Raw genomic sequence first — 16385 nt, 5'->3', positions numbered from 1 at the left:
CGGTTTGAAGGGCGATTGCAAGGCAGGTGCCCTTGTTGTTTACATGAGGTTCACACGAATTCGGCAAGCCGCGCCGTAAGGTCTATCATGTGCGTTTCGACTGCACCGGATCCCGCCATCATGATCTCCGACGATACCCAACAGGCTCAAAAGCTGAATCACGACACACTGCGCGAATTCGTCGATCGCAAATGGAACGACGAGATCGTGCCGGCGCTCACCGACTACATCGCCGTGCCCGCGAAGAGCCCGGCGTTCGATGCCGACTGGGAAAAACACGGCTATATCGAGCGCGTGATCACGGAAGCCGCGAAGTGGGCGGAGCAGCAGCCCGTGCGCGGACTGAAGCTGGAAATCGTGCGTCTGCCGGGCCGCACGCCCGTGATCTTCTTCGAATCGCCCGCCACGCGCTCGGGCAGCACGGACACCATCGTGCTGTACGGTCACCTCGACAAGCAGCCGGAGTTCGACGGCTGGCGCAACGACCTCGGCCCGTGGACGCCGAAGCTCGAAGACGGCAAGCTCTATGGCCGCGGCGGCGCCGACGACGGCTACGCGATCTACGCCAGCCTCACGGCGCTGGCCGCGCTCGACGCGCAAGGCATCGAACGGCCGCGCTGCGTCGGCCTGATCGAAACCTGCGAAGAGTCGGGCAGCTACGACCTGCTGCCGTACGTCGACGCCTTGCGCGAGCGGCTCGGCAAGGTCGGCCTCGTCGTGTGCCTCGACTCGGGCGCGGGCAACTACGATCAGCTGTGGCTCACCACGTCGCTGCGCGGCCTCGTGTCCGGCGACCTCGAAGTGCAGGTGCTCGACGAGGGCATTCACTCGGGCGGCTACGGCGGCATCGCGCCGTCGAGCTTCCGCATCATGCGGCAAATGTTCGAGCGCCTCGAAGACGCCGCCGACGGCACGCTGCTGCCCAAGGGCTTCCATTGCCCGGTTCCGCTCGACCGTCTCGACGAAGCCGAAGCGACCGCGAAGATTCTCGGCGACGATGTGTGGAAAAAACTGCCGTGGGCCTGCGGCCAGGACGGCGGCCCCGTGCTGCCGACCACCACCGATCCGAAAGAAGCGCTGCTCAATTCGACGTGGCGTCCGTCGCTGTCGGTGACGGGCGCGGCGGGTCTGCCGTCGCTCGCGGATGCGGGCAACGTGCTGCGTCCGCGCACCGCGTTCAAGCTGTCGCTGCGTCTGCCGCCGCTCGTCGACGCAGAAAACGCGGTGCAGCAGCTGAAGTCGCTGCTGGAGTTCGATCCGCCGTACAACGCGAAGGTCACGTTCAAGCCGGACGCGGGCGCCGCGACGGGCTGGAACGCGCCGGAACTCGCGCCGTGGCTCGGCACGGCGCTGAACAACGCGTCGCGCCAGCACTTCGGCGCGGACGTCGCGTTCATCGGGCAGGGCGGCACGATCCCGCTGATGAACGTGCTGAAGGCGGGCTTTCCGACCTCGCAGTTCATGGTGTGCGGCGTGCTCGGGCCGAAGTCGAACGCGCACGGTCCGAACGAGTTCCTGCATGTGCCGTACGGCAAGAAGCTGACCGCGGCGGTCGCCGAGGTGATCGCCGCCGCGCCTTGAGGTCCGTCCCGAACGTTCGACGCTGAAGCGTTATTTCGCGTGAGAGAAGCCGGCGGCTTCTCTCACTGTCTATCTGTTTCCTTTGACGAACCGATCATCGAATGAACGACACGCACGCTCCCCGTATTCCCGTCGACCACCTGCACGCCTACGTGCGCGCGATATGGGAGCAGGCGGGCAGTTCGCCGCGTGAAGCCCGGCTCGTCGCCGATCACCTCGTCGCGGCCAATCTCACGGGACACGATTCGCATGGCGTCGGCATGATTCCGCGCTATGTCGATTCGCTGCGCGATCGCGAGCTGAAGCTGAATGGGCATGCGCGCGTCGTGAAGGATGTCGGCGCGGTGTTGACCGTCGACGGCGGCAAGGGCTTCGGCCAGGTCGTCGCGCACGAGGCGATGGAACTCGGCATCGAGCGTGCGAAAAAGCTCGGCGTGTGTGCCGTCGCGCTGCGCAACGCGCATCACATCGGGCGGATCGGGCATTGGGCCGAGCAGTGCGCGAAGGCGGGCCTCGCGTCGTTTCACTTCGTCAACGTGGCGGGCGATCCGCTCGTTGCGCCATTCGGCGGCGCGGACCGCCGCATCGGCACGAATCCGTTTTGCGCGGCCTTTCCGCGCGAGGGCAGGGCGCCGCTCGTGCTCGACTTCGCGACGAGCGCCGTCGCTTACGGCAAGACGCGCGTGGCGTACAACCAGGGCAAGCAGGTGCCGCCCGGCTCGCTGATCGACCACGAAGGCGAGCCGACCGTCGAGCCGAAAGTGATGATGGAAGCGCCGTTCGGCGCGCTGATGCCGGTCGGCGGACAGGCGGGCGGGCACAAGGGCTTCGGCCTCGCGGCGATGTGCGAGATTTTCGGCGGCGCGCTGTCGGGCGGCTACACGACCCACGAGGACACGCTGCAAAAGACCCATGCGATCATCAACTGCATGCTGTCGGTGATCGCCGATCCTGCCGCATTCGATGCGCCCAACGCCGAGGCCGAGGCGGACTCGTTCGTCGAATGGGTGAAGGCGTCGCCGCTCGCGGGCGGCGCGGAGTGCATCTATGCGCCGGGCGAGCCGGAGCGCGCGACGCGCGCCGAGCGCGAGGCCAACGGCATTCCCGTCGATCCGCAGACGTGGCGGCAGATCCGCGAGGCCGCGCTCGCGGCGGGCCTGTCGCAGGAAATCGCCGATCGCTGGTCCGCGCGCTTGCAGTAAAGCGCACCGTCACTGCGCATGCCGTTGCATGCGCACCGATCGACGGGCGCGCGTCGAGCACCGACTGCCCTTCACGACTGACAGCGGCGGTTTTGCCCGTTTGCCGCTTTTTGCCTCTGCTCGCCACGAATTCACAAAACAATGCAATCAGAATAATTTCGGATTGCACTAAAACGTTCGCCGCACGCATTCGCCGGAATTAAAACAGATATTCTAATTACCGCTTTGCGCCCTTATTGAAGCGGCGGTGAAAACGCTTGTTCGAAGTTTTATTTCAGGCGGCAATCGTTTGCGCCAGCCGCGCCTGGCAAGAAGCCCGCCCAGCGGGCGTCGCCATACTTATGAAGAACTGCATGCTTCTGTTGGTTAGGCCGCCCCACCAGATTCTGGTCTGTTTTAGGCTCGCAATGCTTCACCCGGGTTTTTAACTTCAAAAGGACCAGTCAAAATGAATCTGCAAAACCATCACGCCTGCCGTCCGTTCCTCGAAGCTGGCAAGCTGTCGCAAATCTCCGCGTATTACGAAGAAGAGCGCAACGTCATGTGGATGATGTTGCGCGCGCAACCGCGTCCATGCTTCAACCTCGAACTGGTGCACGACATTCTCGAACTCGCGCGGGCCGCGCGCGATTCCAATGTGCGCATCGATTTTTGGGTGACAGGCTCCGTGATTCCGACCATGTTCAACGTCGGCGGCGATCTCAGCTTTTTTGCCGACGCAATCCGCGCAGGCCGACGCCAGGAGTTGATGGCGTATGCGCGCGCCTGTGTCGATTGCGTGCATGCGGCGGCGCGCGGCTTCGATACCGGCGCGATTTCGATTGCGATGGTCGAGGGCAGCGCACTCGGCGGCGGCTTTGAAGCGGCGCTCGCTCATCATTTCGTACTCGCGCAGAACGACGCGCGGATGGGCTTCCCGGAGATCGCCTTCAACCTGTTTCCGGGCATGGGCGGCTATTCGCTCGTTGCACGCAAGGCGGGCATGCGCCTCGCGGAAGAACTGATCGGCGGCGGCGAGTCGCACACGGCGGAGTGGCACGAGAGCCGCGGCCTCGTCGACCAGCTGTTCGAGCCGGGCGAGGCGTATATCGCCACGCGCACCTTCATCGACACGTTGCGCCCCAAGCTCAACGGCATCCGCGCGATGGTGCGGGCGCGTCAGCGCGTGTTGCAGCTGTCGCGTGCCGAACTGATGGAAATTACGGAAGACTGGGTGCAGTCCGCGTTCACGATCGAGGAGAAGGATCTCGCCTTCATGGAGCGGCTCGTGATGCTGCAAAACCGCCGTGCGGGCAATCTGCGCCCGGCTGCGATGAACGTTGCGTAAGCAGGAAGGACAGTAGTCTGATTGGCAGAACGCCCCCGCGCTCAAGGTTCACGCGCTCCGTCTGCACCCGTCAGGTATTGACGCAACCATCAACGTAGCAAAGGCATCAGGCAGCATGCAATACGCAGTAATCAGCCGTATCGACGGCCAGGCGGGAGATCCCGATGATCCAGCGAACTTTTCGGGGGTTCAGGCGATCAAGCGGATCTTCTGCCTGTCATGCAGCCAGCGCTCGAAATCGGCTGCGGGCATCGGCTTACCGTAGAGAAAGCCCTGCACGTATTCGACGCCCAGTCCTTTCATGAACAGTTCTTCCGATTCCGTCTCGATTCCTTCCGCCACTACCTTCAATTGCAGCGCCTGCGCGACGGCTACCATCGAACGCACCAGCGCCTGAGATTTCCTGTCCGCGTTGATCGAACTCACGAAGCTGCGGTCCAGCTTGATCACGTCGAGCGGAATGCGCCCGAGCTGCGACAGCGACGAATAACCTGTGCCGAAATCGTCCAGATGGACCTGCGCGCCGAGATTGCGGAATTGCGTGATGAGATCGATCGCGGCTGCTTCGTCTTCGATCAGGCAGCTTTCCGTCAGTTCGATATCGAGCAGGCAAGGATCGAGCTTCGCGCGTTGCAAGGCCTCGGTGAAGTGCGACACGACGGCCGTATCCACCAGTTGCCGCGCCGACACGTTGATCGCCACACGCAGCGACAGCCCGCGCGATTTCCATTGGGCAGCCTGTTCGGCCGCCGTCTCCATGACCCAGCGGCCAAGCGGTCCGATCAGCCCTGACTCTTCGGCGTAGCGAATGAACGCGGCGGGCATGATCTGCCCGCGCTCCGGTGAATTCCAGCGCACCAGTGCCTCGACGCCGTACACGGTGCCCGTGGCCAGCGACAGCTTGGGCTGATAGTGCAGCGTCAACTGGCCTTCTTCGAGGCCGCGCCGCAGGTTCGTATCGAGCCACATGTACTCGGCGACCTTGCGGTTCATCTCCGGCGAGAACACGCGATAGGTGCGCTTGCCGTCGTCCTTGGCGACGTACATGGCGGTGTCGGCTGCGCGGATCAGCGCTTCGAGGCTGTCGCCATGCTCCGGGAACATCGCGATGCCGATCGAGCAGCCCGTGTAGACCTCGACGAGCCCGAGGCTGAACGGTACGCGCAGCCGCTCCAGAATGCGCTGCGCCATCGCTTCCATCGACGCGACGGACGCGACGGGCGACAACACGATGAACTCGTCGCCGCCCAGGCGCGCGAGCGTGTCGTCGTCGGCGAGGCACTCGCGCACGGCCGACGACACATCCTGGATCAGCCGGTCGCCGAACACATGGCCGTAGTGGTCGTTGACCTTCTTGAAGTTGTCGAGATCGAGAAACAGGATGCCGACGGCTTCGCCCGCCGCCGCGCTGGCGATGGCCGCGCGCGTCTTGTCGTGAATCGCGTTGCGATTGGGCAGGCCTGTCAGTGAATCGGTGTTCGCCAGTTCCGACAGGCGTTCCTGGGCCCGGCGTTCCTCTGTAATGTCGGTGCCCGAGCAGATCAGAAACTGTTCGTCGACGCCGCTGCCGCTCATCACGAACTTGTTGCGAAAGAGGAAAAGCCGCTCGCCGTGCACGGTGCGCACGCGCCGCTCGACTTCATACGCGACGCCTTGATTGAAGAAGCCCGAGATGTTCTGGCTCGACGCCGCGCCCGCTTCGGACGACATGAACAGCGCCCAGACGCTGCGCCCGACCACGTCTTCTTCCTTCATGCCCGTGAGTTCTTCGGCGAGCCGGTTGAAGCGCTGGATACGGCCGTTCTTGTCGACGATCACGACGACGGAATTGACTTCCGACACGACCTGCTCGGCGAACGACAGCCCATGCACCAGATCGCGCGCGACGGACTCGGTGTCTTCGTACGCCGAAGCCGTGCCTGCCCAGGTGCTGCTGTTGAGTTTCTTGCCGACGAGATGCAGACGCAGTGCTTCGCCGGACAGGCGCACGTCCATGGTCAGATGCGCGGTGACGCCCGTGAGCCTGCGGATCTGCGCGGCCTGCGCACCGGACAGGGCAATGGCGACCGTGGCCTTGTCGTCATCCGTTTCGGGCGTCAGTTCGAGCGCATTGCTGTCGCTCGACAGGCGCCAGCAGGGGCTGCTCGTTCCGAATCGGGCGAAAAGCACCTGATCGTGTTGATCGTCGTTCATGAAGGGTCCCCGGGCAAAAAATTTGCCTCCAGTCGAGCTCCGAATACGAGTACAGCACGCGGCGGCGAAGAGTCTTATCGATGACTGACTTGCTTCATTGTAACGAAGCGGCCAGACGTCCGGCACCGAATTGATTAACGACCTTTGAATCAGCTTTCTTTAACCAGAAAGCATAGAAAAAAATGATGCTTTTCAGGGATTGGTTCCGCAAACGTTCACGGGGATTTGTGCACGTGCGTGCGGATTTTCGATGCTTTTGGTGTTCGGGATTTGCCTTTGTGGTTCATGCGTTGCGGTTTGGTGTCTTGCTTCATGCGTCGTCGCTGTTTGGTGTTTTGGCCTTTTTTCGCTGGCATCCGCGATTTGACTCTGCGCTGGCATCCGCGTTACGTTAGCGTGCTTCAGGCGTCGCCCCTGTGCGGGGCGGCACCTACTTTTCTTTGCCGCCGCAAAGAAAAGTAGGCAAAAGAAAGCGGCTCACACCGCCAATTCTTGACGTTTACCCACGGGCCCCCAACGTCCCCATGCTTCAAACGGCAACGTGCTTATTGATGCCCGTTGCCAACGCTTCGAACAGGTGCCTCACCCGCTTCAGGCACCCGTACATGAGCCAGCGGCAGCGAATGGTATGTGCCGCCCAGGTGGCAAACTGTGTGTAGGTTGTCGCGTCGTATAGCCTGGCGCTCTTACAGGGTGAGATGCATGCGCAATCGGTCTGGAGTGAAGCGTGTGGAGCACCGAGGGCCGACACACAGTTTGCCACCTGGGCGGCGATGGACTGCCTGGCATGGCGTGCTGAAACGCAGGTGCGTGAAGCGGGTGAGGCGCTCATTCAGCGCGTTGGCAACGGACGCAAATAGATATGCTGGTGCGTGAAGCGTGGGGACGCTGGGGGCCCGTGGACAAACGTCAAGAGCTGGCGGTGTGAGCCGCTTTCTTTTGCCTACTTTTCTTTGCGGCGGCAAAGAAAAGTAGGTGCCGCCCCGCACAGGGGCGACGCCTGAAGCGAGCTAACGATTCGCGGATGCCAGCGAAAGTACAAACCAAAACCAAACCAAACCAAACCAATTCAGTACCGCCTCGCGAGCCGCATCCTCATCACCTGCTTCATTTCGCCATCCGCATCATCGGGCAAAACAAACTCCCCAGCAACGAGTGACGCGACGGGAACCCCATCCCGATACAGCATGCGATTCCCCGCCACAGCGGGCACCTTACTACCGGGCAGCAACGTCCCGACCAGATTCAGCGGATCGCCCCCCGCAACACAAACAAAAGCACCGTCGTTCGCATGACGACGCACCTCACGCAACAGCGGAATCGCTTCCGGCAGCGCGAACTGCTCGCCCGCCAGACCGTTGACGAAGCGTCCGCCGCGCACCTGCCCACGCGCTTCGAGCCGCTGATAAACACGCAGCAGATCGCGCCACGGCGGCAGCCATTCAGCTTCGCGTTCCAGCAGCCGCCAGAACACGACGCCATAGCGCCGCAACAGGGCCATCGCGACATGCTCGATCACTTCCGGTGCAAACGTCGCCGCACGTCTGGAAGGAGGCGCCGCAGTGGCCTCATCCGGCACAGCGGCAACGGGCCGCCGCAATAGCGCCCACCGTCCCGCATCGTCCATGCCGCCGATCAACGCGCCCGCGCCGCGCGGACGGCGACTCGGATAGTACGACGCGTTGCGCTTCGCGACGGGTTTCAACAACGCACGCAAACCCGCGAAACTGTCCGAATTGACGAGACCCGCCGCCACCAGCTCGCCGAGCGCGTTCTCCAGCTCGACGCGCAGCAAACGAACATCGCCCGATAGCTCGTCGAAAAACATCGCGCCATGCTGCGTCAGCGTATCGAACACCAGCTGCGCTTTCGGCGACAGCTCCGGCTGTTTCGACGTATCGAGCAGCGCAGTCCACACGGGCAGCGCGCGGCGCGGCAACAGCACGATGGGCGTGCTGCGCACCGGGCCGCTCGCGCCGCGCGCGCGATCCGTGAGCCGCGTCCAGACAATCTTGCCGGAACGGCACAGCTCGTCGAGCGATGTGATCGAATAGTCCTTCAGCCGCGCGGGCAAGATGTCCTCTTCCCATGCGCTCGCGGCCGCCTGAAAACCTTCGAGCTGATCGAGCACGGCGGCGAGCGCGTCGCGCCCTTCGCCGCGCGTATCGGGCGTGAGACGCTGCCATGCGAACAGGAAGCGCATGAAGTCGTGCCGCTCGACAGGCTCGATCTCGCGCCGCAAGCGCCGCACCGTATAGCGATGAATGCGCGCAAGCAGATGCCGCTCGCACCATTCTTCATCCGTGGCGCCCGGCGTGAAGCGTCCGCGCATCACATATCCTTCGGCTTCGAGACGCGTGAGCGCCTGCGCGGCAGTCGAAGCGGGCAGCGCAAGCGCGCGTGCAATCGACGCAAGCGGCAGCGGCCCGAATCCCGTTAGCCGCGCGCGCACCACGTCGACGAGCGCGTCGTCTTCTGTCCACGCTTCGTCGAAACCCTTAGGCGCACGCAGCGCGGGTTCGACTTCAGCTTGCGGATAGATCGCTCGCAGACATGTCAGCCGCTCGGCGGGCAGCCATAGCGCGTCGTGCTGCGCGATCTGCATGCGCGCGGCGTGACCTGTCTTAGCGAGTTCGGCGAGCCAGGCTGGCCAGTTTTCGTTGCGCTGCGCCTCGGCTTCCGTGATGCATGCAAGGCCCATCAGCGCTTCGTGCATCTCGTCGGTGTTGCGCACTTGCGGCCATGCTTCTTCACCGACACTCGCAATCGCGTCGGCATCGAGCGCGCCGAGATCGTCGGCGGATTCGGGGCCGCTCGTGTAGCGGCGATTCAGCACGGCCTGCGTGCGGCGTTCCTCGATCGGTGCATCGTCGAGAAACGCGTATGGCTTGGCCGTGAGGATTTCCGCGGCGAGCGGCGACGGCGCGGGTAAATCACGGCTCACGAGCGCGATCTGCCCGCCTTCGATCCGGCGCAGCAACGCGAGCCACCCATCCGTGTCCATCGCTTCGTGCAAGCAGTCGTCGAGCGTCTGGTCGACGAGCGGATGACTCGGCAACTCGCGCTCGCCGGCAATGTTCTCGAGGCACGCAGCCTGATCGGGAAACACGGTCGCCAGCAGATCGTCGCTGCGCATGCGCTGCAACGGCGGCGGTGTCTTGCGGCCGCCCGTGTAGCGGGGCAAGGCGAGCGCCGTCGTCGCGTTCCAGCGCCAACGCACGCCGAACAGCGGCGCGTCCAGCAGCGCCTGGACCAGCACGTGTTCGGCCGTCGTCGAGCGCAGATAGCGCCACACTTCGTCGAGCGCGAAGCTGTGCGCGCCCGTCAGCGACAGCACGATCGCATCTTCCGTCGCGGCCGCCTGCAATTCGAAATTGAACGTGCGGCAAAAGCGCTTGCGCAACGCGAGGCCCCACGCGCGGTTGACGCGGCTGCCGAACGGCGTGTGAATCACGAGCTGCGTGCCGCCCGATTCATCGAAAAAGCGCTCCATCACGAGCGTGTCTTGTGTCGGCAGAGCGCCGAGTGCCTGGCGCGCGCGCGCCAGATATTCGACGATCTGGCGTGCCGCCGCTTCAGGCAGATGAGTCTGCTCGATGAGCCACGTTATCGCGGGTTCGAGATCGAGCGCAACCGTGGCCGTTTGCTCGGCGACCGTCGCGATGCCGTCGTGCGACCCGGAAAATGCATCGGTATCCGAGGCAACGGATGACGTGGTCTTCGCGACGGCAAGCCGCCGCTCGATCTCCGAGCGCAGCCGCGCGACGCCCGCCGACAATTCATCGCTGCGTCCCGGCGCTTCGCCGAGCCAGAACGGAATGTTCGGCGGCTGGCCTTGCGCATCCTCGACGCGCACGCGGCCGCTTTCGACGCGCATGATCCGGTACGACGCATTGCCGAGCTGGAACACGTCGCCTGCAAGGCTTTCGACGGCGAAGTCTTCGTTGACCGTGCCGATGTTGAGCCCTTGCGGTTCGAGCACCACCGTGTAATCGGCATTCTCCGGAATGGTGCCGCCCGACGTGACCGCGTAGAGCTGCGCGCCGCGCCGCCCGCGCAAAGTGCCGTTGACGGCATCGCGATGCACGTACGCCGCACGCGGACCGTGACGGCTGGTGTAGCCTTCGGCGAGCATGCGCAACACGGCGTCGTATTGCTCGCGTTCGAGCGCGGCATAGGGCGCGGCGTGACGGAAGCGTTCGAACAGCGCGTCCTCGCTCCATTCGGCGTTGCAGACCTCGGCGACGATCTGTTGCGCGAGCACGTCGAGCGGCGCGCGCGGAATGTGCAGCAGATCGAGTTCGCCCCGCCGCACGCAATCGAGCAGCGCCGCGCATTCGATCAGATCGTCGCGCGAAGCGGGGAACAGCCGGCCCTTCGGCATGCCGCCCACATGGTGGCCCGAACGCCCGACGCGTTGCAGAAACGGTGCGATCGCACGCGGCGAGCCCATCTGGCAGACCAGATCGACGTCGCCGATATCGATGCCCAGTTCCAGCGAAGCCGTTGCGATCAGCACGCGCAACTCGCCGCGCTTCAAACGCTGCTCTGCGTCCAGGCGATGTTCCTTCGCGAGGCTGCCGTGATGCGCGGCGACGGCGTCCTTGCCGAGACGCTCGGTCAGATGCCGTGCGACGCGCTCGGCCATGCGCCGCGTGTTGACGAACACGAGTGTGGTGCGGTGTAGCGCAACCAGTTCGGCGAGGCGGTTGTAGACGAGCTCCCACGCTTCGTTCGACATCACCGCTTCGAGCGGCACGGGTGGAATCTCCAGCGCGAGATCGCGCTCGCGCACATGGCCGACATCGACGACTGCGCAGTCGGCGGGTTCGTCGCTGTCCACACTCGCGCCGCCGACCAGAAAACGTGCGACGGCTTCGATCGGCTTCTGCGTCGCCGACAGGCCGATGCGCGGCAGGCGCCGGCCGCACAGCGCATCGAGCCGCTCCAGCGACAGCGCGAGATGGCTGCCGCGCTTGCCGCCTGCCATCGCGTGGATTTCATCGACGATCACCGTGCGCACCGTCGCGAGCATCTTGCGGCCCGAGGCCGAGCCGAGCAGCACATACAGCGATTCGGGCGTCGTGACGAGAATATGCGGCGCGCGCTTTTTCAACGCGGCGCGTTCTTGCTGCGTCGTGTCGCCCGTGCGGACGGCAGTGCGGATCTCGGGCACGGGCAAGCCGCGTTCGGTCAGTTCGTTCGCAATGCCTTCGAGCGGCACTTGCAGATTGACGCGAATATCGTTCGACAGCGCCTTGAGCGGCGATACGTAGACCACCAGCGTTTCGTCCGGCAATACGCCGCCGTGCGCCAGACCATCGCGCACGAGTTCGTCGAGCGCGGCGAGAAACGCGGTCAGCGTCTTGCCCGAACCGGTCGGCGCGGCGACGAGCGTGTGCCGGCCATTGCGGATCAACGGCCATGCAGCGACCTGGGCGTCCGTGGGAGCGGCAAAGGCCTTCTGGAACCAGCCTGCCACGGCCGGATGGAAATCGGCCAGCGGGTCGGCCGGCCTGATGGCGGCGGAAGAGGCGGAAGTCATGACGTGGAAGATGGGGGCGGGGCGCCGCATATCCAGTGCGCGGCACACCGGGCCTGTAAAAACGGTTAGACCCGTCCAGCCTCGCAGGTTTCGCAGGCGCGCGCCGAGGCGAACGCAGACGTGCCGATAATGCAACTACCGGTCGGTAACTTCTAACACACACCGGCAGCGCCGCGACCGCATAAGCCGATGCGCGGCAATTCCGCCGGCCTGTAGAGCAGGGCGCCGATGCTACATCCGCCAGAGGCCCGCATGCCCGAAGAAATGCGCCCGTGTGCTGAATGAAACCGCGATGAAAGCCTCCTCGAAAAGCGTTCCGGCCATCCATGCCGCCTCGCGCCAGACGGCCTCGAAAGCGATGTCAACCCACCAGCAGCATCGCCACGCATTGAGTATCCTGATCGACCCACTACCGCATCATCACCCATCTGGAGTCTCAAACCATGCGATACAACCAGCTTGGCCGCACTGGCGTTTTCGTGTCGGAACTGTGCCTCGGCACGATGACCTTCGGCGGCACGGGCGGCATCTGGCAACACATCGGCGATTTGCAGCAGAGCGACGCCGAACGTCTGATCGGTCGCGCGATCGATGCGGGCATCAATTTCATCGACACGGCCGACGTCTACTCGTCCGGCGTCTCCGAGCAGATCACCGGGCAGGCGCTGAAGAATCTGAAAGTGCCGCGCGACAGCGTGGTCGTCGCGACCAAAGTATTCGGCCAGACGGGCGACTCCGCGAACGCGCGCGGCGCATCGCGCTATCACATCATGGACGGCATCAAGGCGAGCCTGCAGCGCATGCAACTCGATCATGTCGATCTGTATCAGATCCACGGCTTCGATCCCGCCACGCCGATCGAGGAAACACTGCGCGCGCTCGACACGCTCGTGCAGCACGGCCACGTGCGCTATATCGGCGTATCGAACTGGGCCGCGTGGCAGATCGCGAAGGCGCTAGGTATTTCCGAGCGCCTGGGCCTCGCGCGCTTCGACACGCTGCAGGCTTATTACACGATCGCGGGCCGCGATCTCGAACGCGAACTGGTGCCGATGCTGCAAAGCGAAGGCCTCGGCCTGATGGTATGGAGTCCGCTGGCGGGCGGTTTGCTGAGCGGCAAATACAAACGCGATCAGCAAGGCGAAGCAGGCAGCCGCCGCACGACATTCGACTTTCCGCCCGTGAATCGCGAGCGTGCGTTCGATTGCGTCGACGCAATGCGCGCGATCGCCGACGCGAAAGGTGTCTCGGTTGCGCAAGTTGCGCTGGCGTGGCTGCTGCATCAACGCGCGGTGATGAGCGTGATCGTCGGCGCGAAGCGGGTCGAACAACTCGACGACAACATCGCCGCGACGAAGGTTGAGTTGAGCGTGGAAGAACTCAGGAAGCTCGACGAGGTGAGCCGTCTGCCGTCCGAGTATCCGGGCTGGATGCTGGAGCGGCAGGGCGATCCGCGTCGTCAGCAGATCGCTGAAGCACGCTTTGGGAACGTCGTGTGAACGAACGATGAACCGCGCGGCGTGCCAGTTCACGCCGCGCTTTCATTGCAGCATGAAAGTCTCGTACTCCAGCGAGTCGAGCTTGCGATCGAGCAGATAAAGACTCGCGAGCACGACGAGCAGCAGCGAACCCGCAAAGCCATAGCCGTAATAAGCGGGGTTCAACGACAGCGTGATTGCCGTGAACACCACGTTCGACACGACGAACGTGCCCACCAGCGACAGCACGATCTTGCGCTTGTCGAGATAGAAGAACACATTGATCGTGCCCATGAACACGACCTGCATGCTGGCCGCGATCACGTCGATATACAGTAGCGGCAGATACAGCGTCGATATCTGCAGCCATTGCAGCAGGATCGTGCCCGCCGCGAACAGCATCATCGCGGCGATCGCCTGCACTTTCATGATCTCCCAGATGCCGTTGCGCAACGCTTCGACCATCGCATTGCGCATGCGCTCGATGTGCTGCAACGACGCGCCTTCGCGCACCGCATCGTAGAACGCGTCGTAGTATTCGACGAAGTCCGTCTCAATACGCATCAGAAACACGGCCATGCCCGGAATGATCGCGAGATAGGCGAGAAACACGGGGATGTCATAAATGATCGACGCGCGCAGCGGACCGATCACCGGTTGCCCCGTGCCGGGCGAATACCAGAACATGAACTTGTCGGCCCAGATGCCGAGGTTGTACAGAAAGCCCGTCAGCATCAGCGCCGGGTAACGGTACTGCCTGCGGAACATTTCGAACGAGATGAAATGATCGCTGCGATAGTCGCGATAGATTAGCGCGAGCAGGCCCGCCAGCAGCACGGTCTGTCCGATGACGAATCCCGACAGCAAGCCCGTCAGGCCGAAACGGTTCAGCGCGAGCGCCGCCCCCGTCGTCACCGCGTAGCCAATGAAGAACACGACGATGATCGACATGTACTGCTTCATGCCCGACAGAAAGATCGTCGCGATCCAGATGTTGCCCATCACGACGAAGCCCGCGAGCATCAGCAGGCGATACGCAGCGGTCTGCTGCGGAAAGAGAAAGACGACGGCGAGCCCGCCCAGCAATGTGGAAGCGGCCGTGACGATGAACATCACCGCATGAAAATTCGGCAGCACGAGATCGCGCCGCTTCTCGAACAGGCGGTCGGACGTGAAGCGCGTGTACGCAAGCTGCAACGGCCCCGTCAACACGAGCGACAGCGAAATCAGATACGTGACCGACACCTGGAACTGCGTGATCAATCCCGTGGGCAACACGAACGGAATGCTGAGTACGCCGATCAGCAGAATGCCGACGATCGACAGCACCCACGGCCCCGCGCCGATCAGGCCAGCGTACGTGTAAGCCTGCATCAGCCCCAGCAGCGTATCGCGCCGGAGCATCTTGCGCAGTTCGAAACCAATGCCTGCCATGGTCGCGTGTTCCCGTTCAGTGAGGCATCTGCATCAGAAGACCGGCTTCCGATGCGGGTGGATCGGCAAGATCCGCCTGCGCGGTGAGCCGCGCATACAGATCGCGATACGAGCCGACCATCTGATCCTGCGTGTAATAGCGCTCGACGCGCGCAATGCCCGCTTGTTGCGCGGCATGCCAGTTGTCCCCGTCGAGCAGATCGAGCGCGGCTTCGGCAAGCGCGCGGGGATCGGCAATCTGCACGACGCGGCCCGCCGCGCCGAGCGCCGCGTCGTCGCCCTCCAGCCCGTAGATCAGCTGGCGGCACGAGCCGACATCCGTCGTGACGGACGGCACGCCCGCCGCGAAGCCTTCCAGCACGACGAGTGGCAGCGCCTCCGAAATCGAACTGAGCACCAGCACGCCGCATTTCGGCAGCAATTCGTCGATCTTCTGGAAGCCGAGGAATTTCACCTTGTCGTTCAGGCCCAGACTTTCCACCAAAGCATGGCATTCCGCCGCATACGACGGGTCCTCGTTTTCAGGTCCGGCAATCCACGCTTCGGCATCGGGCATGCGGCGCACCACGGTTAGCATCGCGCGGATGAAGGTCTTGATGTCCTTGATGGGCACGACGCGGCCGATCAGGCACAGGGTCTTCGGCACGCCGGGCGCGCGCTGCGCGCGCAGTGGCGCGAGCTTCGGCAGATTCACGCCGTTGGGAATGTTGGCGGTTTTCGCTTCGGGCGCGCCGTCCAGGATCTGGCGCTGGCGGTTGCCTTCGTAGAGCGCGATGATGTCTTCGGCGGCGTCGTAGCACACGTGCCCGAGCGTTTCGAAGAAGCGCACCCACAGGTCGCGGAAATAACCGATCTGCGACACGTCGCGCTCGAAGATGCTGCGGTTGTCGCGTATCCATTCGCTCTGGAACAGATCGATCTTGCGTTCCTTCGTATAGATGCCGTGCTCCGACACGAGCAAGGGCCGTGCATGCCGATAGCGCGCGAGCGCGCCGAGAAAGCCCGCATAACCCGTCGATACCGTATGGAACATCTTCACGCGCGGCAGGCCCTCGGCGATCTTCGCGAGCTGCCACAGCGGCTTGTGCATGATGCGCACGGTCCAGAAGTAATCGACGAACGACGGGTCCGTGCAGAACTGCCGGTACTGGTCGGTCAGATACTGCCAGGCTTCCTTCGAATAAAGGAACGCGTCTTCGCCCAATGCGCCGCCGGGGCGCAAGTCGTTCAGCATGTCCTTGAGCATGCGGCCCGCCGCGTGGCGCATCGCCGGGTTGCGCAAGGCGTCGTGCAGATGCGCGGAGCGCATGAACGCGGACGCGTCGCCGCGCTGTTTGTGCACCAGCGGCGGCGGCGCGAAATCGTACAGATAGTGGTTCTCCAGATGCACGACGTTGTCGGGCAGCGCGTACTGCATCTTCGGATAGTCCTGCGGACGGCTGCCGAGAAAGCACAGCGCGAACGAATACTCGGGAAACGCGCGGATGATCTGGTTGACCCAGCTCGACACGCCGCCGCTGACATACGGAAACGTGCCTTCGAGCAGCAGGGCGATATCGGCGGAATCCGCATGCGGCAGTGACGACGTTGGGGGTGAGAACATGAGGGCTGCCTCAGATAGAGCG

General features: G+C 63.7%; 8 protein-coding genes. 4 read left to right on the top strand and 4 right to left on the bottom strand.

The genetic code is table 11. From position 1 onward, the window contains the following. Window positions 1–120: 120 nt before the first annotated feature. From C2L66_RS23380 to C2L66_RS23370, 3 genes are all read left to right on the top strand, one after another. Window positions 121–1581: a M20 family metallopeptidase gene (locus C2L66_RS23380; RefSeq protein ID WP_060606413.1), complete on the top strand. Its 1461-nt coding sequence runs from the start codon at window positions 121–123 to the stop codon at window positions 1579–1581. A 101-nt stretch (window positions 1582–1682) separates the two neighbouring features. After that, window positions 1683–2783 (top strand): malate/lactate/ureidoglycolate dehydrogenase, encoded by a 1101-nt coding sequence (locus C2L66_RS23375; protein WP_060606416.1) that lies wholly within the window; start codon window positions 1683–1685, stop codon window positions 2781–2783. A gap of 448 nt (window positions 2784–3231) precedes the next feature. Beyond that, window positions 3232–4110 carry a crotonase/enoyl-CoA hydratase family protein gene (locus C2L66_RS23370; RefSeq protein WP_054934984.1) on the top strand — a complete coding sequence of 293 codons (879 nt, stop codon included), beginning with the start codon at window positions 3232–3234 and terminating at the stop codon, window positions 4108–4110. A gap of 189 nt (window positions 4111–4299) precedes the next feature. Here C2L66_RS23370 and pdeR read toward each other — a convergent pair whose 3' ends face one another. Next, a complete protein-coding gene (pdeR, locus tag C2L66_RS23365) occupies window positions 4300–6303 on the bottom strand; it encodes a cyclic di-GMP phosphodiesterase (protein ID WP_060606419.1) in 2004 nt (667 codons plus the stop codon). A gap of 1069 nt (window positions 6304–7372) precedes the next feature. Further along, window positions 7373–11848 carry a DEAD/DEAH box helicase gene (locus C2L66_RS23360; protein ID WP_233444964.1) on the bottom strand — a complete coding sequence of 1492 codons (4476 nt, stop codon included), beginning with the start codon at window positions 11846–11848 and terminating at the stop codon, window positions 7373–7375. Window positions 11849–12291: 443 nt separating this feature from the next. On the opposite strand from C2L66_RS23360, the gene C2L66_RS23355 reads away from it, so the two are divergent. Then, window positions 12292–13347 carry an aldo/keto reductase gene (locus C2L66_RS23355; RefSeq protein WP_060606424.1) on the top strand — a complete coding sequence of 352 codons (1056 nt, stop codon included), beginning with the start codon at window positions 12292–12294 and terminating at the stop codon, window positions 13345–13347. A gap of 42 nt (window positions 13348–13389) precedes the next feature. Here the strand turns inward: C2L66_RS23355 and pelG are convergent, their stop codons facing one another. Both pelG and pelF read right to left on the bottom strand, forming a co-directional pair. Further along, entirely contained in the window at window positions 13390–14760 is a 1371-nt protein-coding gene (pelG, locus tag C2L66_RS23350; RefSeq protein WP_060606427.1) for an exopolysaccharide Pel transporter PelG, read from the bottom strand. 16 nt (window positions 14761–14776) lie between these two features. Further along, window positions 14777–16363 carry a GT4 family glycosyltransferase PelF gene (gene pelF, locus C2L66_RS23345; protein WP_060606430.1) on the bottom strand — a complete coding sequence of 529 codons (1587 nt, stop codon included), beginning with the start codon at window positions 16361–16363 and terminating at the stop codon, window positions 14777–14779. Between the last annotated feature and the right edge of the window lie 22 nt (window positions 16364–16385).

The organism is Paraburkholderia caribensis, from assembly GCF_002902945.1.
Lineage (GTDB): Bacteria > Pseudomonadota > Gammaproteobacteria > Burkholderiales > Burkholderiaceae > Paraburkholderia > Paraburkholderia caribensis.
The sequence above is the reverse complement of the archived record's forward strand: the minus strand, read 5'-3'. Positions and strand labels throughout refer to the sequence as shown.

What these genes read in the sequence shown, in the direction of transcription:
- pelG (WP_060606427.1), bottom strand. Translation starts at nt 14,760, where the DNA reads ATGGCAGGCATTGGTTTCGAACTGCGCAAGATGCTCCGGCGCGATACG.
- C2L66_RS23375 (WP_060606416.1), top strand. Translation starts at nt 1,683, where the DNA reads ATGAACGACACGCACGCTCCCCGTATTCCCGTCGACCACCTGCACGCC.
- pdeR (WP_060606419.1), bottom strand. Translation starts at nt 6,303, where the DNA reads ATGAACGACGATCAACACGATCAGGTGCTTTTCGCCCGATTCGGAACG.
- pelF (WP_060606430.1), bottom strand. Translation starts at nt 16,363, where the DNA reads ATGTTCTCACCCCCAACGTCGTCACTGCCGCATGCGGATTCCGCCGAT.
- C2L66_RS23355 (WP_060606424.1), top strand. Translation starts at nt 12,292, where the DNA reads ATGCGATACAACCAGCTTGGCCGCACTGGCGTTTTCGTGTCGGAACTG.
- C2L66_RS23360 (WP_233444964.1), bottom strand. Translation starts at nt 11,848, where the DNA reads ATGACTTCCGCCTCTTCCGCCGCCATCAGGCCGGCCGACCCGCTGGCC.
- C2L66_RS23380 (WP_060606413.1), top strand. Translation starts at nt 121, where the DNA reads ATGATCTCCGACGATACCCAACAGGCTCAAAAGCTGAATCACGACACA.
- C2L66_RS23370 (WP_054934984.1), top strand. Translation starts at nt 3,232, where the DNA reads ATGAATCTGCAAAACCATCACGCCTGCCGTCCGTTCCTCGAAGCTGGC.